The organism is Caballeronia terrestris (genome assembly GCF_001544515.1).
GTDB classification, from domain to species: Bacteria; Pseudomonadota; Gammaproteobacteria; order Burkholderiales; family Burkholderiaceae; genus Caballeronia; species Caballeronia terrestris.
Genome location: NZ_FCOL02000030.1, coordinates 40,181 through 59,665, shown reverse-complemented (window position 1 = coordinate 59,665; position 19,485 = coordinate 40,181). Strand labels below are relative to the sequence as shown.

Annotated in this window: 18 protein-coding genes; 14 read left to right on the top strand and 4 right to left on the bottom strand. The window is 65.4% G+C overall.

Annotated elements, in window-relative coordinates; translation table 11 throughout:
• Nucleotides 1-394 precede the first annotated feature (394 nt).
• Both AWB67_RS22370 and AWB67_RS22365 read left to right on the top strand, forming a co-directional pair.
• Nucleotides 395-598: a fimbrial protein gene (locus tag AWB67_RS22370; RefSeq protein ID WP_087658416.1), complete on the top strand. Its 204-nt coding sequence runs from the start codon at nucleotides 395-397 to the stop codon at nucleotides 596-598.
• Between the two features lie 196 nt (nucleotides 599-794).
• Nucleotides 795-3,230, top strand: coding sequence for a GNAT family N-acetyltransferase (locus tag AWB67_RS22365; protein ID WP_087658415.1), 2,436 nt, complete (start codon nucleotides 795-797; stop codon nucleotides 3,228-3,230).
• Between the two features lie 395 nt (nucleotides 3,231-3,625).
• On the opposite strand, the gene AWB67_RS22360 is transcribed toward AWB67_RS22365, so the two are convergent.
• Nucleotides 3,626-4,171, bottom strand: coding sequence for a hypothetical protein (locus tag AWB67_RS22360; RefSeq protein WP_087658414.1), 546 nt, complete (start codon nucleotides 4,169-4,171; stop codon nucleotides 3,626-3,628).
• 101 nt (nucleotides 4,172-4,272) lie between these two features.
• Nucleotides 4,273-5,073, bottom strand: a complete 801-nt coding sequence (locus AWB67_RS22355; protein WP_087658413.1) for an IclR family transcriptional regulator — start codon at nucleotides 5,071-5,073, stop codon at nucleotides 4,273-4,275.
• Nucleotides 5,074-5,294: 221 nt separating this feature from the next.
• Here AWB67_RS22355 and AWB67_RS22350 point away from each other — a divergent pair, with 221 nt between their 5' ends.
• The 9 genes from AWB67_RS22350 to AWB67_RS22310 are packed head-to-tail and all read left to right on the top strand — an operon-like array spanning nucleotide 5,295 to nucleotide 14,100.
• On the top strand, nucleotides 5,295-6,302 hold the full coding sequence (locus tag AWB67_RS22350; protein ID WP_235025258.1) for a sugar ABC transporter substrate-binding protein: 1,008 nt from the start codon (nucleotides 5,295-5,297) through the stop codon (nucleotides 6,300-6,302).
• Nucleotides 6,299-7,804, top strand: a complete 1,506-nt coding sequence (locus AWB67_RS22345) for a sugar ABC transporter ATP-binding protein (RefSeq protein ID WP_087658412.1) — start codon at nucleotides 6,299-6,301, stop codon at nucleotides 7,802-7,804. Before AWB67_RS22350 ends, AWB67_RS22345 begins: the two co-directional genes overlap by 4 nt.
• Nucleotides 7,794-8,834, top strand: coding sequence for an ABC transporter permease (locus AWB67_RS22340; RefSeq protein WP_087658411.1), 1,041 nt, complete (start codon nucleotides 7,794-7,796; stop codon nucleotides 8,832-8,834). The genes AWB67_RS22345 and AWB67_RS22340 overlap by 11 nt, the downstream gene beginning before the upstream one ends.
• Nucleotide 8,835: 1 nt before the next feature.
• A complete protein-coding gene (locus AWB67_RS22335; RefSeq protein WP_087658410.1) occupies nucleotides 8,836-9,159 on the top strand; it encodes a UxaA family hydrolase in 324 nt (107 codons plus the stop codon).
• Between the two features lie 54 nt (nucleotides 9,160-9,213).
• Nucleotides 9,214-10,506: a UxaA family hydrolase gene (locus tag AWB67_RS22330; protein WP_087658409.1), complete on the top strand. Its 1,293-nt coding sequence runs from the start codon at nucleotides 9,214-9,216 to the stop codon at nucleotides 10,504-10,506.
• Nucleotides 10,507-10,516: 10 nt separating this feature from the next.
• Entirely contained in the window at nucleotides 10,517-11,566 is a 1,050-nt protein-coding gene (locus AWB67_RS22325; protein WP_087658408.1) for an aldo/keto reductase, read from the top strand.
• Nucleotides 11,563-12,405: an amidohydrolase family protein gene (locus AWB67_RS22320; RefSeq protein ID WP_087658407.1), complete on the top strand. Its 843-nt coding sequence runs from the start codon at nucleotides 11,563-11,565 to the stop codon at nucleotides 12,403-12,405. Before AWB67_RS22325 ends, AWB67_RS22320 begins: the two co-directional genes overlap by 4 nt.
• Nucleotides 12,406-12,456: 51 nt before the next feature.
• A complete protein-coding gene (locus AWB67_RS22315) occupies nucleotides 12,457-13,200 on the top strand; it encodes an SDR family oxidoreductase (RefSeq protein ID WP_087658406.1) in 744 nt (247 codons plus the stop codon).
• A 51-nt stretch (nucleotides 13,201-13,251) separates the two neighbouring features.
• A complete protein-coding gene (locus tag AWB67_RS22310) occupies nucleotides 13,252-14,100 on the top strand; it encodes an ureidoglycolate lyase (protein ID WP_087658405.1) in 849 nt (282 codons plus the stop codon).
• Between the two features lie 33 nt (nucleotides 14,101-14,133).
• Here AWB67_RS22310 and AWB67_RS22305 read toward each other — a convergent pair whose 3' ends face one another.
• The gene (locus tag AWB67_RS22305; protein WP_159964899.1) at nucleotides 14,134-15,027 is read right to left on the bottom strand and encodes a LysR family transcriptional regulator; all 894 of its coding nucleotides are present in this window, start codon (nucleotides 15,025-15,027) and stop codon (nucleotides 14,134-14,136) included.
• 100 nt (nucleotides 15,028-15,127) lie between these two features.
• On the opposite strand from AWB67_RS22305, the gene AWB67_RS22300 reads away from it, so the two are divergent.
• Nucleotides 15,128-16,306, top strand: a complete 1,179-nt coding sequence (locus AWB67_RS22300) for a M20 aminoacylase family protein (protein ID WP_087658403.1) — start codon at nucleotides 15,128-15,130, stop codon at nucleotides 16,304-16,306.
• The gene (locus AWB67_RS22295) at nucleotides 16,306-17,064 is read left to right on the top strand and encodes a transporter substrate-binding domain-containing protein (RefSeq protein ID WP_087658402.1); all 759 of its coding nucleotides are present in this window, start codon (nucleotides 16,306-16,308) and stop codon (nucleotides 17,062-17,064) included. Before AWB67_RS22300 ends, AWB67_RS22295 begins: the two co-directional genes overlap by 1 nt.
• A 97-nt stretch (nucleotides 17,065-17,161) precedes the next feature.
• Here the strand turns inward: AWB67_RS22295 and AWB67_RS22290 are convergent, their stop codons facing one another.
• Nucleotides 17,162-17,599, bottom strand: a complete 438-nt coding sequence (locus AWB67_RS22290; protein WP_087658401.1) for a PaaI family thioesterase — start codon at nucleotides 17,597-17,599, stop codon at nucleotides 17,162-17,164.
• A gap of 243 nt (nucleotides 17,600-17,842) precedes the next feature.
• Here AWB67_RS22290 and AWB67_RS22285 point away from each other — a divergent pair, with 243 nt between their 5' ends.
• Nucleotides 17,843-19,456 carry a methyl-accepting chemotaxis protein gene (locus AWB67_RS22285; protein WP_087658400.1) on the top strand — a complete coding sequence of 538 codons (1,614 nt, stop codon included), beginning with the start codon at nucleotides 17,843-17,845 and terminating at the stop codon, nucleotides 19,454-19,456.
• Nucleotides 19,457-19,485 lie beyond the last annotated feature (29 nt).

Sequence of the window (19,485 nt, the reverse complement as noted above, 5' to 3'; positions counted from 1 at the left end):
ACGCATAACCACTGAGAACCTCAGGCCGAAAATGTCAGGTCGTAACCGGCTCCGTCGGGGCGGGCGGATTGATCAATCTCCCAAACATGACGGTTTCCTTCGCCGGCCCGTGCATCACAACGGTTACAGCTGACCACTACATTACCCCTGACTCCGCGATCGTCTTCCCGACCTGTTCGATCGATGCCGGTTCGAAGAACATCACCGTCGAATTGCCGCTCCTCACCATGAACCAGTTCTCGGCCGTCGGCAGCACGGCGGATCGCAGAGCTCAATATCCGTCTCAACTGCGCCGCCGGCACCAAGGTTGCCATGACGCAGACGGACAGCACAACCCGTCGAACGTGTCCGATAGCTCAGCGCGTAGGCATCGTCGACGGCGAAGGGCGGTGGCGTGCAAATACTCAATCGCGTCAACGCGCTCTCGTTCGGTCCGGATTCGGCGCTTGCCGCCACGAAAAACCATTGGGTGGTGAGCGCGTCGACGGCGGCCGGCGTGCTCGATATTTCGCTGATCGCACGCTATATCAAAAGCAGCTCGACCATCGCTCCGGGAAATTTCAAGGCACTCGCGACTTTCGCCGCTTCTTATCAATAGCGATGTATGGATAAGACGAACCTCGTCTTTCTGATAAATGGCGATTGCAACGCGCTTGCAATCGCCATTTTTATTTTGCGGCCCGCGCCGCACGCCGCGCGGCCTATCCCGTTCGGACGAATGGAGTCGCTTCGCGTAATCGCCTATCCTAGGCACATCGATCCGCCGTGATCGGATTCCGCCGCCCGGAGCGTCCATGACCGTCCGTAATCTCGATGTCCTGTTTCGCCCGAAGTCGATCGCCGTCGTCGGGGCGTCGGCGCGTAGCCGCAGCATCGGCGCGATGGTGTGGGCGCAGTTGTCGCAAAGCGGCTTCGACGGGCCGCTCTGGCCGGTGAACCCCAAGCACGCGCGGCTCGGCGAGCATCCCGTCTTCTACGACGTGCGCGATCTGCCGGAAGCGCCGAGCGTTGCCGTGCTGTGCACGCCGCCGTCGACGTGGCCGCAAGTCGTCGAGCGGCTCGGCGAGCGCGGCACGAAGGCGGTGGTGATCGTCAGTACGGCGGCGGCGCGGCACGGCGCGACGTCGTCGGCACTGCCGCCGGGCTTGCGCAGCCACGATCGCGACGACTGGACCGCCCGCACACTCGCCGCCGCGCGGCCGTTCCTGCTGCGTGTGGTGGGGCCGGGTAGCCTCGGGGTGATGATGCCTTCGCTCGGCGCGACCCTCGGCGCGCCCGCGTGCGCGGTGAAGGCGGGCGGCGTAGCGTGGGTGTCGGGCTCGAACGCGCTGACGAACGGCGTGCTCGGCTGGGCGGGCGCACGGGGCTTGGGCTTTTCACGCGTGGTCGCGCTCGGCGAAGAAGCGGACGTCGATGCCGGCGACATCCTCGATTTTCTCGCGAGCGATCCCGCCACGCGCGCGATCCTGCTCGCGATCGAATCGGTGCGATCGGCGCGCAAGTTCATGTCGGCGGCGCGGGCGGCGGCGCGCAACAAGCCGGTGCTGGTCCTGCGCACCGGCCACGACGATCCCTTCGACGCGCTCTACGGCGCCGCTTTCCGGCGCGCGGGCCTCGTGCGCGTCGATTCGCTCGACGACCTGCTCGACGAAATCGAGACGCTCGGCGTCGGCCGGGTCGCGGCGGGCGATCAGGCGACCGTCATCACGAGCGATCCCGGCGTCGCCGCGCTCGCCGCCGACGCGTTCAGCGCGGCTGGCGCGAGTCTCGCGCCGTGGCCTGTCCCCGCGCGCGACGCGCTCGCCGCCGCCTTGCCGCGCGCGCAGGCGGGCAACCCGCTTCTGCTCGGCGACGACGCCACGCCCGCCGAATTCGGTGTCGCGCTCCAGGCGCTCGCCGCGCATCGCGAGACGGGCGCGGCCTTCGTCGTCCACGCCCCGACGCACAGCGCGCCTGTCGCCGAGGTCGCGCGCACACTGATCGCCGAGCGGCGGCACGCGTATCGCGGGCTCCTGGCGTGCTTTTTCGGCTGCGTCGATCTCGCGACGCGCGACGAATTGCATGCGAACGGCATCCCGGTGCACTCGACGCCGCATCGGCTGGCACGCGGCTTCGCGCGTCTCGTCGACTATCGGCTCGGCCGCGAATTGCTGATGCAGACGCCGGACGGTCTGCCGGCCGTCGTTCCCGAGGACATCGAGGCGGCTCAGAGCGATGCGCGCGCCGCGCTGCAGAGTGGTAACGCGGAGCTGGACGGCGAGCGCGCGGCGCGTTTGCTCGCGCGCTACAGCATCGTCGTGAAGCCGGGGCCGGCGGGGCCGCGGAGTCCTGAAGCGGTCGAGGTCGAAGTGCGGCTGCTCAACCATCGCGTGTTCGGGCCGGCGTTCGAATTTCGCGCAGAGGGCGCGCTCGGCCTGCCCGACGCGCTGCATGAGTTCGCATTGCCGCCGCTCAATTCCGTGCTCGCGCGCGATATCGTCCTGCGCTCGCCGCGAGCGCGTGAGCTTCCCGCTGAGACTTTGCTGGCCGCGCTGACTTCGTTGTCGCAACTGGTCTGCGACGTTGAGCAAATCGTCGCGTTGCGTCTCACGATGCGCGTGACGCGCGATGCGGTCGCCGTGCACGAGCCGCACCTGACCCTCGGCGCGCATCGCAAGCCGCTCGCGATCGTGCCGTATCCGCGCTGCCTCGAAGAGTCGCTCGACTGGCGCGGCATGCACGTCACCGTCCGGCCGATTCGTCCTGAAGACGAGGCCGCGCACAAGGCGTTCGTCGCGGCGAACACGGCGGAGGACTTGCGGCTGCGCTTCTTCGGCGCCGTGCGCAGCTTCGATCACACGCAGCTCGCGCGCATGACGCAAATCGACTACGACCGCGAGATGGCGCTGATCGCGTGCCGGCCCGGTCCGGACGGCGCGACGGAGACGCTCGGCGTCGTCCGCGCGATCGCCGATCCCGATAACGAGACGGCCGAATTCGCGGTCGCGGCGCGTTCGGACATGAAGGGGAAGGGGCTCGGATCGCTGCTGCTTGGGCGAATCATCGAATATTCGCGAAATCGCGGCACGCGCTGGCTGGTCGGTGAGGCGCTGCGGGAGAACACGCCGATGATCGAGTTGGCGCGGCGTGCCGGGTTTCAGGTGACGACGACGGAGGATCCGGGCGTCGTCGGGTTCCGGATGCGGCTGTGTGAAGCGAAGCCGGATGTGGCGCGCGATGCGGCTCCATAAAAAATCGCTGCGCGGAGGCAGCGATTTGGGCGTATGCGGAGTTTGTGCCCGTGAAGCCGCGAGGGCAAAAATCGAAGCGCCGAAGCCAACGCGCCGAAGCCAACGCGCCGAAGCCAACGCGCCGAAGCCAACGCGCCGAAGCCAACGCGCCGAAGCCAACGCGCCGAAGCCAACGCGCCGAAGCCAACGCGCCGAAGCCAACGCGCCGAAGCCCGGCGCAGAACGTCGAGCGCCGAACGCTGAAGTGCCAAAGTGCCGCAGTGGCGCGATACGGAACCGAGTGAAGGCGCCAGTGCAGAATCGTCGATCCGGCAAGCGCCGAAAAAGCCAAGAGGCAGATTTCCGCCCGAACCCGCCAGTCGAAGAAATCTGCCAAAAAACCAGCACTTAAGAAATCACGCTGCCAGCTTCGCCAGCGCCTCATCCACCTGCCCACGCGACACCGCCAGTTCCTCCAGCCACGCATCCGCATAAGCCTGCCCCGTCTCCCGCTCAAGCCGCGCGATGGTCGCTGCACAGCGCGTCGCGTCCTTCGGCGTCGCGATGAAGCCCTTCACCGATGCCCCCGACGTGAACGCCTCGAACAGCGGCACGCGAATATCATCCGGCAGCGCCCGCGACGTCCACTGATAAGGCTTGCCGTTATGCGTCAGTTGCGGCGGCAGCGAGCGCTCCTTCTTCGCGGCCGGAATCAGCCCATACGTGCGCGCAGCATCACCAATCTGTTCGGGCGAAAAAAGCTCGTCCGGACTGATGTCGAATTGCTGGATGAAGGTTTCGATCGATTTCATCGCGGCGGCACGATCGTCGCGTTTTTTCTGCGCGCGGGCCACGATGTCGCGCAGTTCGTCGGCTTCTTCCGGGGTGATCGTGAAGCTCGACTGCTTCTGCTGGAGTTCGGAAAAACGCTGGAATTCGGGATCGGACAGGAGTTTCGCCATTGAGATTGCTTTGCGTCAGAGAGCACGGGCGGCCGCGCAAACGGCTGCCCGCTTTTTGAGAGGGCCGCCATTCTAACGCGTATCGCTGGATGGCCGTGGCGTCAGTCCGAATCCTGTCCCGGCGCATCACGCGACATCGACAATCCCGCCGCCGCGTCCTTCAGGAGCGCGGTCGCGTCGTCGAGCGAGGGCGCCACGTATTCGTCGATGCGTCGCAGATACGGACACGTGAGCGCCGCGATCGCCTGACCGGACGGCCCGAGCAGCGGAAACGTGACGTCGGTCACGCCGACCGTCTGCTGACTGTCCTTGCGCGAAAAGCCATCGCCACAAATCTCCTGATACGCCGCCTCCAGCACGGCAGGATCGAGCGTGATCTCGCCCTTCACCTTGGTGTGCTCGGCAAGCATGTGCTCGCGCTGCTCGGCGCTCTGGAACGCAAGCATCACGCGCCCGGAACCCGTATCGATCAAGCCGACGCGCGAGCCGAGCCGCACCGAAATCCCCCACGTCCCCGGCCCGTCGACCTGCGCGATCACGAGCAGGTTGCCGCGGTCGTACACCGCGAGATGCACGGATTGCTCGGCGGTATCGGCGAAACGTTGCATCACTGGGAGCGCCTCCGAGATCAGCCGGTTCATCGGCGGATGGCGATGTCCGAGCGCATAGAGCTTGAGGCTCAGCGAATAGCGGTCGCCGCCGGGCGAGCGCACGACGTACTGCCGCGCGACGAGCCGCTCCAGCATCCGGTACATCTCACTCGCGTTACGCCCGAGCAGCTTCGTGATCTCGGCGCGCGTCAGGCCATCCTTCTGTTCGGCGAGCAGTTCGAGGATGTCGAGCCCCTTGTCCAGCGCGGGCGCGCGGTAGCGGTCGGCATCGCTGTTGTCTTCCACGTCCATTCGGGTCGATTCCTGTTTAGGCCGCGCCGAGTGTAAGCCGTCCATCGCAAAAGCGGCGCCCGCCGCGCGCTAGGGAAACTACCGACCGATGCTGCAGCGCACTTTCCTTGACTTCGGTTTATCCGTATATGAATAATACGTTCACTGGTGAATGAATGCAGCAAGGCAAAACCCGAAGCGCCGATCAGAAGCACTTAACAATGCACATCAGGAGACAACGCATGACCCACATCAAAGGCTTGATCGCGGCCGTCGTCACGGCTGGTATCGGATTGACGGGCTCAGCCCACGCCGCCGACGCAGGCAAGGTCGGCCTAGGCCTGCCGTTGCTGACCTCGCCGTTCTGGCAGTCGTACAACAACTACCTGCCGGTCTATGCGAAGCAGATGGGCCTCGACATCCTCGCGCCCGTCAATTCGAACGGCGACCCCGTGCAGCAGATCACCGACATGAACAACCTGCTGAACCTCGGCGCAAAGGGGATCGTCGTCGGGCCGCTGGATTCGGCGGCGATCAGCCGCGCGCTGGATGCGTCGACGGCGCGGGACGTGCCGGTGGTCGCCGTGGATGTCGCGCCGACGCAGGGCAAGGTCGCGATGGTCGTGCGCGCCGACAACCGCGCGTACGGCTCGAAGGCGTGCGACTACATCGGCGAGAACGTGAAGTCTGGCAAGGTCGTGCAGATCATGGGCGACCTGGCGTCGGTGAACGGGCGCGACCGCTCGGAGGCGTTCCGCGCCTGTCTTAAAAAATATCCCGGCCTGAGCCTGCTCGAAATTCCGGCGGCGTGGAAAGGCGATGTCGCGGCGACCGCGCTCGACAGCTTGCTGACCGCGAACCCCGACGTGAAGGCGATCTACATGCAGGCGGGCGGCGTGTATCTCTCGCCGACGCTGCAAACCCTGCGCCGCAAGCAGTTGCTCTTCAAGGCGGGCGATCCGAAGCACGTCGTGATCGTGAGCAATGACGGCATCCCGCAGGAATATGACGCGATCCGCCGCGGCGATATCGACGCGACGATTTCGCAGCCCGCCGACCTGTACGCGAAGTACGGCCTGTTCTACATCAAGGCGGCGCTCGCCGGACAGACCTTCAAGCCCGGCCCGACCGATCACGGCAGCAACATCGTGCAGCGCGCGCCCGGCATCCTCGAAGACCAGTTGCCCGCGCCGCTCGTGACGAAGGCGAACGTCGACGACAAAACGCTCTGGGGCAATACCGTCAAATGAACCCTCCCGTGGTGGAAGCGCGCAACCTGACGAAGCGCTTCGGTTCGACGGCGGCGCTGAACGACGTCAGCCTGCGCGTGCTGCCCGGCGAGTCGCACGCGCTCGTCGGGCGCAATGGCGCGGGGAAGTCGACGCTGGTATCCATGCTGACCGGCCTGCGCCGCCCCGACACCGGCGAAGTGCGCTTCAACGACGAACCCGCGCCGCCGATCGCCGATCGCGACGCGTGGCGCGAACGCGTCGCGTGCGTGTATCAGCACTCGACGATCATCCGCGAGCTGTCGGTCGCGGAGAACCTGTTCATCAACCGGCAGCCGGCGAAGGGCGGCGTGATCGACTGGCGGACGATGCGCCGCGACGCCCGCGCGCTGCTCGACCACTGGAAGATCGACGTGCGCGAGGACGCGCGCGCCGGCGACCTGACCGTGGAAGCGCGCCAGCTCGTGGAAATCGCGCGGGCGCTGTCGTACGGGGCGCGCTTCATCATCCTCGACGAACCGACCGCCCAGCTCGACGGCGACGAAATCAAGCGGCTCTTCCGGCGCATTGAGGAATTGCAGCGCGAAGGCGTGACGTTTCTTTTCATCTCGCACCATTTGCAGGAGGTGTACGAGATTTGCCAGGCGGTGACGGTGCTGCGCGACGCGCGGCATATCGTCAGCGCGCCGGTCGAGGCGTTGCCGCGCGAGAAGTTGATCGAGGCGATGACGGGCGAGCAGGGCGGCCTCGCCGTCGCCGATGCCGCCGCGCGTCCGGCGCTCGCCGTCGACACGCCGGTCGCGCTGCAAGTCGAAGCGCTGGCGGGCGAGGACTACGAAGGCGTGTCGTTCGCGGTGCGGCGCGGCGAAGTCGTCGGGCTGACGGGAGCGACGTCGAGCGGGCGCACGAGCGTCGCGGAGGCGATTGCCGGGTTGAACTCGCAACGCACCGGAGCGATCCGCGTCGATGGCCGCGCGCTGCCGGCCGGCGACGTGCCCGCCGCGCTGCGTGCGGGTGTCGGCTGTGTGCCGAAGGACCGGCATCGCGAGGGGCTGGTGCTGTCGCAGTCGGTGGCGGAGAACGCGTCGATGACGATCGCGCGCACGCTCGGGCGCTTCGGTATCGCGTCGCCGGCGAAGAAAAACGCATTCGGACGCAGCATGATCGACGCGCTCGGCATCAAGACGCAGGGGCCGGAGCACGCGGTGTCGGGCTTGTCGGGCGGCAATCAGCAGAAAGTCGTGATGGCGCGCGCGTTGGCGACCGATCCGGACGTGCTCGTGCTGATCGACCCGACGGCCGGCGTCGACGTGAAATCGAAGGAAGCGCTGCTCGCGGTCGTCGATCGCGTGCGGGACGAGGGCAAGGCAGTGCTCGTCGTATCGGGCGAACTCGACGATCTGCGTACCTGCGATCGCGTCCTCGTGATGTTTCGTGGCGCGGTCGTCGCCGAATTTCCTGCCGGCTGGCAGGACCATGAACTGATTGCATCGGTCGAAGGGGTGAGTCTCCATGAAGAATAACGTTCCGAGTCCCGCGATGGCCGGCAGCGCGCCCGCGGCGGGCGCCGGCGTGCGCGAACGCCGCGCGCGCTTCGAGTTCGCGCGATTTCGCGACCTCGCGCTTTTGCCCGCGCTCGCGTTGCTGCTCGCGATCGGCGCCTTCGTCAGCCCGAGTTTCCTGACGAAGGCGAATTTGATCAGCATTCTCGGCGCATCGGCGGCGCTCGCGCTCGTCGTGCTGGCTGAGTCGCTGATCGTGCTGACGGGCAAGTTCGATTTGTCGCTGGAATCGACGGTCGGGATTGCGCCTGCCGTCGGCGCGATGCTGGTGATGCCGGCGGCATCGGCGGGATTCGGCTTCGAATGGCCGGCGGCGGCAGGGTTGTTCGCGATTCTCGTCGTGGGCGCTGCGGTCGGCTTCGTCAACGGGTTTCTGGTCGTGCGGCTGCGGCTCAACGCGTTCATCGTGACGCTCGCGATGCTGATCGTGCTGCGCGGGATGCTCGTCGGCGCGACGAAGGGCGGCACGCTTTTCGATATGCCGCCGTCGTTCTTCACGCTCGCCACGACGCTTTTTCTCGGCCTGCCGATCTCGGTGTGGCTCGCGGCGGTCGCGTTCGGGGTCGCTGCGTTCATGCTGCGTTATCACAGGCTTGGGCGGGCGCTGTACGCGATCGGCGGCAATCCGGAGGCGGCGCGCGCGGCGGGGATTCGCGTCGAGCGCATCACGTGGGGCGTGTTCGTGCTCGGCAGCGTGCTGGCTTCGCTCGGCGGGTTGATCGTGACGGGCTATGTCGGCGCGATCAACGCGAATCAGGGCAACGGGATGATCTTCACCGTTTTCGCGGCGGCAGTGATCGGCGGCATTTCGCTCGATGGCGGGAAGGGGACGATGCTTGGGGCGCTTTCAGGCGTGCTGCTGCTGGGCGTCGTGCAGAACCTGCTGACGCTCGCGCAAGTGCCGTCGTTCTGGATTCAGGCGATTTACGGCGCGATCATTCTCGGGTCGTTGATGGTGGCACGGCTCGCTGGTGGTGAGGGGCAGGACTGATATGGACGCTTTTCAAGATACCGATGCCCGGTTGATCCTGCTGAGCCCCGAAGACAATTGTTTGATCGCCGGGGCGCAACTTGGGGCGGCGGAAAGCGTGATGATCGAAGGCGAACTGGTCACGCTTTTAAAATCGATCGATCTGGCACATAAGGTCGCTCGGATTGCGCTTAAGGCCGACGACAAGGTTTTGCGCTACGGCGCGGTTATCGGGCACGTCACCGTCGATGTGGCCAAAGGGGAGCATTTGCATACGCATAACCTCGCCAGCGATTATTTGCCGACTTATACGCACGATGATGGGCATGAATTCGTACATCGGTAGGCTGCTGGCGCGGTGCAAACGAACCCGTCCAACTCAAGCGCAAGCGGATAACACGTGAAAACAAACCCCCCCCACCTGGAAGGCTACCTTCGCGCCGACGGCCGCAAGGGCATCCGCAATATCGTCGCGGTGGCGTATCTCGTCGAGTGCGCGCATCACGTCGCCCGCGAGATCGTCGCGCAATTTCGCCCGGCCTTTGACGGGCTTTCACAAGAAAGCGAACCCGAACCTCCCGTCCACCTCATCGGCTTCCCCGGCTGTTACCCCAATGCCTACGCCGAAAAGATGATGGAACGCCTGACCACGCATCCCAACGTCGGCGCGGTGCTCTTTGTCTCGCTGGGCTGCGAAAGCATGAACAAGCACCACCTGGTCGAAGCCGTACGCGCCAGCGGCCGCCCGGCCCACGTCCTGACGATCCAGGAAAAGGGCGGCACGCGCAGCACGATCCAGAACGGTCTCGACTGGGTTCGCGACGCGCGCGCGCAACTCGCGACGCAAGAAAAAGTGCCGATGTCACTCGACGAACTCGTCGTCGGCACGATCTGCGGCGGTTCGGACGGCACGAGCGGCATCACCGCGAATCCGGCCGTCGGCCGCGCGTTCGACGCGCTCATCGACTCCGGCGCCACTTGCATCTTCGAGGAAACAGGCGAACTAGTCGGCTGCGAATACCACATGGAAAAACGCGCGGCCCGGCCGGAACTCGGCGCGGAAATCGTCGCCTGCGTGGCGAAAGCGGCGCGCTACTACTCGATCCTCGGCCACGGCTCGTTCGCCGTCGGCAACGCGGACGGCGGCCTCACGACACAGGAAGAAAAATCGCTCGGCGCCTATGCCAAAAGCGGCGCCTCGCCAATCGCCGGCATCGTCAAGCCGGGCGACATTCCGCCGACCGGCGGCCTCTACCTGCTCGACGTCGTCCCCGACGGCGAACCGCGCTTCGGCTTCCCCAACATCAGTGACAACGCGGAAATCGTCGAACTGATCGCGTGCGGCGCGCACGTCGTGCTGTTCACGACCGGACGCGGATCGGTGGTCGGCTCGGCGATCTCGCCCGTCATCAAGGTCTGCGCGAATCCGGCGACCTACCGCAACCTCGCCGGCGACATGGACGTCGACGCCGGCCGCATCCTCGAAGGCCGCGCGACGCTCGACGAAGTCGGCCGCGAAGTCTTCGACGTGACGGTCGCGGTGGCGGCGGGCGCGGCGTCGAAGTCGGAATCGCTCGGGCATCAGGAATTCATCCTGACTTACAAGACTTTCGAGCCCGTCGGGCCGGCGTGTTTGCCGCGCGGCGCCGCGGCGCGTAATGTCGTGGAAATCGTCGAAATTGCATCGGAATGAGGCCACGCAGATGAACCCCGAAACAATCGATGCCGTGACGCGCCTCCGCAAAATCGGCCGCACATCGCTGGAAGTGACGGCACTGTCGCTCGGCAGCGCGCCGCTGGGCGGGCTTTATCACGAACTGTCGGAAGAGGCGGCGCTCGCGACCGTCGATGCCGCCTGGCAAAGCGGCATTCGCTTCTTCGATACCGCGCCGCACTACGGCCACACGAAGGCGGAACACCGTCTCGGTGACGCGCTGCGTCGCTATCCGCGCGCCGATTACGTGCTGTCGACGAAAGTTGGCCGCCGCTTCGTGCCGCGCACGACGCCCTACGACGGCAGCGAAGGCTGGGCGAATCCGCTGCCGTTCGAGGCGATCTACGACTACACCTACGACGGCATCCTGCGCTCGTTCGAGGACAGCCAGCAGCGGCTCGGCATCGTCGATATCGATATCGTGTTGATCCACGACATCGGCCGCTATACGCACGGCGAGAAAAATGCGCATTACTGGCGGCAACTGACCGACGAAGGCGGTTTCCGCGCGCTCGACGAATTGCGCAAGACGCGCGGGGTAAAAGCGGTCGGACTCGGCGTGAACGAAGGCGCGGCGATCCTCGAAGCGATGGCCGAATTCGACATCGACTGCGCGCTTTTGGCCGGACGATATACGCTGCTTGAACAAGCCGTGCTCGATGACTTGCTGCCCGCGTGCGAACAACGCGGCGTCAGCATCCTGCTCGGCGGCGCGTTCAACTCGGGCATCCTCGCGCGCGGTCTCGAAGCGAAAGCCGAAGGCGACCTCAAATTCAATTACGGCGATGCGCCGAAAGAAATCGTCGAGCGGGTTGCGAAGCTCGAGCGCGTGTGCCGCGAGCATGGCGTTGCGTTGTCGAGCGCAGCCCTGCAATTTCCTTATGCGCATAAAGTTATCGCCACCGTGCTGATGGGCGCGCGCAGTGCGCATGAAGTGCAGGAAAACGCGGCGTCGTTCGCTGAGCCGCTGCCCGCCGCGCTGTGGGACGCGCTGCGTGCGAACAGCTTGCTGCACGAAGCCGCACCGGTGCCGCGATGAAAATCGACGCGCATCAGCATTACTGGGACCCCGCGCGCGGCGACTACGGCTGGTTGACGCCGGAGTTGAGCGCGCTATATCGCGTGTTCGGGCCGGACGACCTCAAGCCTCTGCGCGAAACGGTGAACGTCGAATGCACGGTGGCCGTCCAGGCAGCGCCGACCGTCGATGAAACGCGATACCTGCTGAAACTCGCGCGGTCGGAGGAATCGATTGCGGGCGTTGTCGGCTGGGTGCCGCTCGACGCGCCGGACGCGCCCGCGCTCATCGAAAAACTCGCGCGCGACCCGAAGTTCAAGGGCGTGCGCCCGATGCTGCAAGACCTGCCCGACGACCGCTGGATCGAAACCGCACCGATCGAACCAGCGATCCAGAAGCTGATCGAACTCGACCTCGCGTTCGACGCGCTCGTCTTCGCCCGCCACGTTCCTTCGCTGCTCGCCTTTGCGAAGCGGTATCCTGAATTGCGGATCGTCGTCGATCACGGTGCGAAGCCGCCGATCCGCGACGGCGCCGCGGGCTGGCAGCCGTGGGCCGACGCGATCGAACAACTGGCCGCGCTGCCGCAAAAACCGTATTGCAAGCTGTCGGGCCTCGTCACCGAAGCCGCGCCGAATTGCGACGAAAAGATATTGGAACCTTACGTCGAACATCTTTTGGAAAACTTCGGCGCGCAACGCCTGATGTGGGGCAGCGACTGGCCGGTGCTGAACCTGAATGGCGACTATGCCGGCTGGCATGATGCCGCACGCGCACTTTGCGCCCGCGACCCGGATCTCAAAAATACGGATGAAGAAGCCATTTTCGGCGCAAACGCCCGTGCGTTCTACCGCCTCTGAACGCACGACGAACCCGACATGTCTTAAAAACACTTTCCACCGGAGCTGTAGATGACACAAAGACTGGCAGGCAAAACCGTGCTGATCACCGCGGCGGGGCAGGGCATCGGCTTGGCGACCGCCGAGTTGTTCGCGGCCGAAGGCGCGCGCGTGATCGCGACCGACATCCGCACCGAGTCGCTGGAAGGCAAGCCGTTCGAAGTCCACAAGCTAGACGTGCTCGATGCAGAAGCGGTCAACGATCTCGCGAAGGAAACCGGCGCGCTCGATGCGCTCTTCAATTGCGCGGGCTTCGTCCACGCCGGCTCTATCCTGGAAGCAACCGAGGAAGACTGGGACCTCGCCTTCAACCTCAACGCGAAGGCAATGTACCGGACGATCAAGGCATTTCTCCCGGCGATGCTCGACAACGGCGGCGGCTCGATCATCAACATGTCGTCGGCGGCGTCGAGCGTGAAGGGCGTGGCCAACCGTTTCGTGTATGGTGCGTCGAAGGCGGCCGTGATCGGGCTGACCAAGGCGATCGCGGCCGATTTCGTCACGCGCGGCATCCGCTGCAACGCGATTTGCCCGGGCACCGTCGATTCGCCGTCGCTGCAGCAGCGCATCGCGGAGCAGGCGGCGGCGCAGGGCGCGACCGTCGAGCAGATCCACGCGGCGTTCGTCGCGCGTCAGCCGATGGGGCGCGTCGGCAAGCCCGAGGAGATCGCGGCGCTGGCGCTCTATCTGGCGTCGGACGAATCGTCGTTCACGACCGGCCAGATCCATCTGATCGATGGCGGCTGGTCGAACTGAAGCGGCCGCCGGACAACTGAAACATCTTTTGAAATACGAGGATCAAACCAGATGAAACTGCTTCGTTTTGGGCCGAAGGGTCAGGAAAAGCCGGGTCTTCTCGACGCCGAAGGCAAGATTCGCGATCTGTCGGGCGTCGTCGACGACATCGCCGGCGCCACGCTCAGCGACGCCGGCCTCGCGAAACTGCGCGCCGTCGATGCATCGACGCTGCCGGTAGTCGACGGCACGCCGCGTATCGGTCCGTGCGTCGGGCGCGTGGGCAAGTTCGTGTGCATCGGGCTGAACTACGCCGATCACGCCGCCGAATCGAACCTGCCGGTCCCGACCGAGCCGGTGATCTTCGGCAAATGGACGAGCGCGATCTGCGGCCCGAACGACGACGTCGAAATCCCGCGCGATTCGAAGAAGACCGACTGGGAAGTCGAACTCGGTGTGGTGATCGGCAAGGAAGCCAAGTACGTCGACGAAGCGAGCGCGCTCGACTACGTCGCGGGCTATTGCGTGATCAACGATGTCTCGGAGCGCGAGTGGCAGCTCGAGCACGGCACGCAGTGGGACAAGGGCAAGGGCTTCGACACGTTCGGACCGCTCGGGCCGTGGCTCGTCACGAAGGACGAAGTCGCCGATCCGCAGAAACTCGACCTGTGGCTCGAAGTCGACGGCCATCGCTACCAGAACGGCAACACGCGCACGATGGTGTTCAACGTCGCGCAACTGGTGTCGTATCTGTCGAAGACGATGAGCCTGCAACCCGGCGACGTGATCTCGACCGGTACGCCGCCCGGCGTCGGCATGGGCGTGAAGCCGAATCCGGTGTTCCTGAAGGCCGGGCAGACGATTCGTCTCGGCATTCAGGGTCTCGGAGAGCAGCAGCAGAAGACGGTCGCGGCGAAGTAAGCGATCTGTGAAAGAGAGCCGGCGACGGCTCTTTCACCCCGTGAGCCTTGCCTCTTCGACACATTCGACGAAGTACTGCGCCGCCGCGCTGAAAACCTGATCCTTGCGGTGCATCAGGCCGAGCGTCAAGCGCGGCAGCGAAGCGTCGACGTCGAGCCGTGCCAACGCACCGCGCTCCAGGTAGTCATTCAGCAGCAAATCCATCCACACGCTGACAACTCCGCGCTCGCACGCCAGTTCCGCGTAGAGCCGCTGCGACGTGCACACGGTGATGCGCTGCGGCCGAGCCAGTTCGCGCGCCCCGCACAGCGCCGCCCAGAAAGCCGGCACGCTTTCGCGCGTGTGGTTGTAGAGCCAATGCGCGTCGCGCAATGCGGCGAGGCGCGTTTCCTTCTGCAACGCATCGCCGGTCGGAACCGCGAGCGACTGCGTGACGCTGCCGAGCGGCGTCACGCGTAGCTCGGCCGTCACGTCGGTATCGGCGACGAAGGCCACGCATAGATCGAACGAGCCGTCGCGCAAGCCGTCGACGATCTGCGCGGGCTGGCATTCATACACGTTCAGTTGCGCATCGGGAAAGCGCTGCCGGAAAACGCGAAGCGCCCGTGGCACGACCGCCGACGCCGCCAGCAACGACACCCCGACCGACAGCGCCGGGTCCGCCGACGTCCTCATCTCCTCCAGTTCCTGCTCCGCGCGCGCAATCTCCGCGATCACGGTGCGCGCCCGCCGCACGAGCGCTTCGCCGAACGGCGTAAGCCGCACGCCCGCGCCGCTGCGCACGAGCAATTGCACGCCGAGCCGCGTTTCGAGCTCCTTGATGCTTTTCGTCACGGCGGGCTGCGAGAGATTGAGCGCATCGGCGGCGGCCATCAGCGTGCCGCGCTCGGCGATCGCGACGAGCGTCTGCAATTGTCGGGTCTTCATCGGGTCGGCATAAGCGTTAGCTATGGTCATGAGGAATTGGAAATTGACGCGCCTCCCGCGCCGCTAGCATGTGAGCGGCGTAAAGCATACAGGGAGGCCCATGCGCACCGAAACACTCGACACACTCGATATCGACATCGATGAACTCGTCGCCTTGCGGCGCGACATCCACGCGAACCCCGAAATCGCGTTCGACGAAGCCCGCACGAGCGAACTCGTCGCGGCGAAACTGCGCGGCTGGGGCATCGAAACGCATACCGGCATTGGCAAGACGGGCGTCGTCGGCTTGCTGCGCGGCGCGCGCGGCCCCGGACGCACGATCGCGCTGCGTGCCGACATGGACGCGCTGCCGATGGAAGAAGAGGGCCGGCCGCTGCACCGGTCGATGAGACAAGGCGTGTTCCACGGCTGCGGCCACGACGGCCACACGGCCGTGCTGCTCGGCGTCGCGCGGCATTTCAGCGGCCGGCGCGATTTCACCGGCACGATTCTCTTGATCTTCCAGCCCGCCGAGGAAACCGGCGGCGGCGCGCTCGCGATGCTCGCAGACGGCCTGTTGTCGCGTTTTCCCTTCGACGAAATCTACGCGCTGCACAACGCGCCGCACTTCGCGCCGGGCACGTTCGGCGTGCGCGACGGCGCGATGCTCGCCTCGTGCGACGAGCTGAAGATCAGGATCGTCGGCGTGGGCGGCCATGGATCGTCGCCGGAGAAGACGAAGGACCCGGTCATCGCCGCCGCGCAGCTGATCTGCGCGCTGCAGACGGTGGTCAGCCGTTCGACTGACCCGAGCGCGATGGCCGTGCTGAGCATCGGCAGCATTCACGCTGGCACGACGTCGAACGTGATTCCGTCGCATGCCGAGCTGCTCGGCACGTTGCGGACCTTCGACGAAACGATCCGCGCGCAGGCGAAGCAACGCATCGAAACGATCTGCGCGGGTATGGCGCTCACGACCGAATGCGCCATTGACGTGAGCTTTTACGGGAGCTCTCCGGCGACGGTCAATCATCGCGAACAGGCTCAGGCGGCGGCGCGGGCTGCCGTCGGAGTCTTCGGCCCTGAAAACGTGCTGCGCGATTTCGCGCCGCTCAACGGGTCGGAGGATTTCTCCGAATTCCTGCTGCACAAGCCGGGCGCGTACGTCCTGCTCGGACAGGGCGGCGTGTATTGCCACCATCCCGAATTCGATTTCAACGACGACGTATTGCCGCTCGGCGTGCGTTTTTTCGTCGGGCTGGCGCTTGCGCGGCTCGCTCATCAAGGAGACACAGCGTGATGCTGAAAATTAACGGGACGCTGGCAGCACTCGCAGCCTTCGCCATCGCCACGACCGCCCACGCCGCCGATCTGCGCTTCGGCACCGACGCGGCCTACCCGCCCTACGAATACAAACTGCCCGACGGCCGCCTCGCGGGCCTCGACATCGACATCGGCAACGCGCTCTGCGCCGCCGCGAAGGTGAAGTGCGTGTGGGTCGAGAACAGCTTCGACGGCATGGTCGCGGGCCTCCAGTCGCGCAAGTTCGACGCGATCAACTCCGCGCTCGCCGCCACCGACGCGCGCCGCGCCGTGATGGACTTCACGGCGCCGCTCTATCCCGCCGACATCCGGCTCGTCGCGAAGAAGGGCAGCGGCTTGCGGCCCGATGCGAAATCGCTTTCGGGCAGGCACGTGGGCGTGTTGCAGGGCTCGGTGCAGGCGGCTTTCGCGAAGGCCAACTGGGCAAAAAACGGCGTTTCAGTCGATGAATACGCGGATCAGAACGCCGTGTACGCCGATCTCGCAAACGGCCGTCTCGACGCGACGCTCGTGCTCGGTGCTGCCGCGAAGAGCGGCTTTCTCGACAAGCCGCAGGGCGCGAATTTCGAACTGGCGGGCCCGCGCATCGACGATCCGGCGATCCGGGCGGCCGGGGCTGTCATCGGCGTGAGAAAGAACGATGCGAAAACGCGCGACATGCTCGACGCCGCGCTAAAACAGCTTCGCGACGACGGCACGATCGACAGGCTCATGCGCAAGCATCTGGTGAATTGACCCGCTCGAAACGACAAACCTCGCCGCAGCGAGGTTTGTCTATGAACTGGTCAAGCGCCGGGACGGACGGGAAGGCGCTTCGCATCAAGAAAACGCGTTACGCATTGAACATCGGTTCCGGGGCGCTTTCGACGATGCGGTTGATCGTGCCCTGCGCGACCGCGACGAGCCGTTCGGCGTTGCCGTCGGTCACGTAGACGTCGCACTGGCAGGTCGCCTGCGTCATGCCCGCGTGGATCACGCGCGCCCGCGCCATCAGCGTGCCCGATACCGCCGGGCGCAGATAGTTGATCTTGTATTCGCCGGTCACCACCTTCGGACCGAGCCTCAACGCTCCCGCGAAGGTCAGCGCGTTGTCGACGAGATAACTCACCACGCCGCCGTGCACGAAACCGTGTTGCTGCCTCAGATCGTCGCGAATGGTGAGACAGAGCGTCAGACTCGCTGAATCGACCTGCATCAGTTTCGTTCCAAGCAATGCGCTGAACGGTTGCGCGTTCAGCGCACCGCGGGCTATATCGACGATCTCGGCCATTCGGACACTCCTTTGGGTGGGTTCGCTGCCGTCCTGCAAAGACTGTAGGTAGCGTTTGTCCACACTGCAAGGAAGTTCGCCAAAAGCCGCTGAAATTCTTGCAACTTCGTTTCACGTTTTCCGTTCGCCGCGCGCCAGCATCGGAAAAAATGCGTAAATCACGTTCAAGCGCCGCCGATCCATTGCCGTTAACCCGCGTGTCGCCGCTCGCACAGGGCTAATTCATGGATTCGGGTGTCAGGGATGTTCAGAAATATCAAGGTTGCATCGGGCTTGCTCGCGGTACTGGTGGTGTTTTGCCTGTTTCAGGTCGTCACCGAAGGGTTGGGGTTCTGGTCGCTGTCGCGCACGCATGACGACGTCGGGAATCTGTCGAATATCGCGCTCAGGCAGGTGAACGCGGTCAACGAGACCACGCAGCATCTGATGGACGCGCGCATCAACCTCTCGCGCGCAGGCACGCGCATGGTGCGCGGTGGCGAGGAGCCGGTCGAAATCGTCCAGCATGCGCGCGACCAGCTCGCGGCCGCCGACAAGTCGTTCAGCGCGTTCGTCAACGCGCCGCGCACCGGCGACGAAAACCAGGCGCGCACGGCCGCGCTTCAGGAAAAATACGCGGCGTATTCGAAGGCGCTCGGCGAACTCGTCCAGTACCTCGACGGCAACAACATTCAGGCGTTCCTCGACCAGCCGACGCAAGGCTTCCAGGACCGATATCTCGCCGAACAGCAGAACTTCATGAAGTTCGGCGATGCCGAAAGCCGCGCCTATATCGAATCGATCGATCAGCGCTTCGTCCTGTTCCGCACCGTCGGCGCGGGTATCTTCGTGGCGCTCGTCGCGGGTATCGTGCTCGTGCATCTCGCGCTGCGCCGTGGTCTCGTCGCGCCGCTCGAGGAAGCGGGACGCCATTTCGAACGCATCGCGCGCGGCAAGCTCGACGAGCGCATCGCCGATCGCGGCAGCAACGAGATCGGACGCCTCTACGCCGGCCTCGCCGCGATGCAGGCGAGCGTCGCGCGCACGGTCGCGACGGTGCGCGAAACCTCGGACTCGATCAATCTCGGCGCCGATGAAATCGCCACCGGCAACGCCGATTTGTCGGCACGCACGGAGAACCAGGCGGCATCGCTCGAAGAAACCGCGTCGAGCATGGAAGAGCTGACCGCGACGGTGCGCCAGAACGCCGAGCACGCGCGCGAAGCGAACGCGCTCGCGGGGGACGCGCTCGCGGCGACCTCGCGCGGCACGGGTGTGGTGGACGACGTCGTCGAGAAGATGCGCAGCATCGCGCAGAGTTCCGACAAGATCGCCGAGATCATTTCGGTGATCGACGGCATTGCGTTCCAGACCAACATCCTCGCGCTAAACGCGGCCGTCGAGGCGGCGCGCGCGGGCGCGCAGGGACGCGGCTTCGCGGTCGTCGCGGGCGAAGTGCGCGGTCTCGCGCAACGCAGTGCGCAGTCGGCGAAGGAAATCAAGGAACTGATCAGCGAATCGGTGTCGCAGGTCAGCGACGGCTCCGCGCTCGTCGAGCGCGCCGGGCAGACGATGCGCGAGGTGTCGTCGTCGATTTCGCGCGTCACGCAGATGATGGCGGAGATCAGCGCGTCGTCGGCCGAGCAGAGCACGGGCATCGAGCAGGTGAACCAGGCCGTGACGCAGATGGACGAGATGACGCAGCAGAACGCGGCGCTCGTCGAGGAAGCAGCGGCAGCGGCGCAGTCGCTGCACGAGCAGACGCGGCAGTTGAAGGCGGCGGTGTCGGTGTTTCAGATTTCCGACGTGGTGTTTCAGGATGAGGCGCGGGAGCCTCGCGGCGGGGCGTTTCGCGTGGGGGAACTGGCGGCGGGGTGAGCGGTTCGCTTGCCAGACTAATGTCCTTG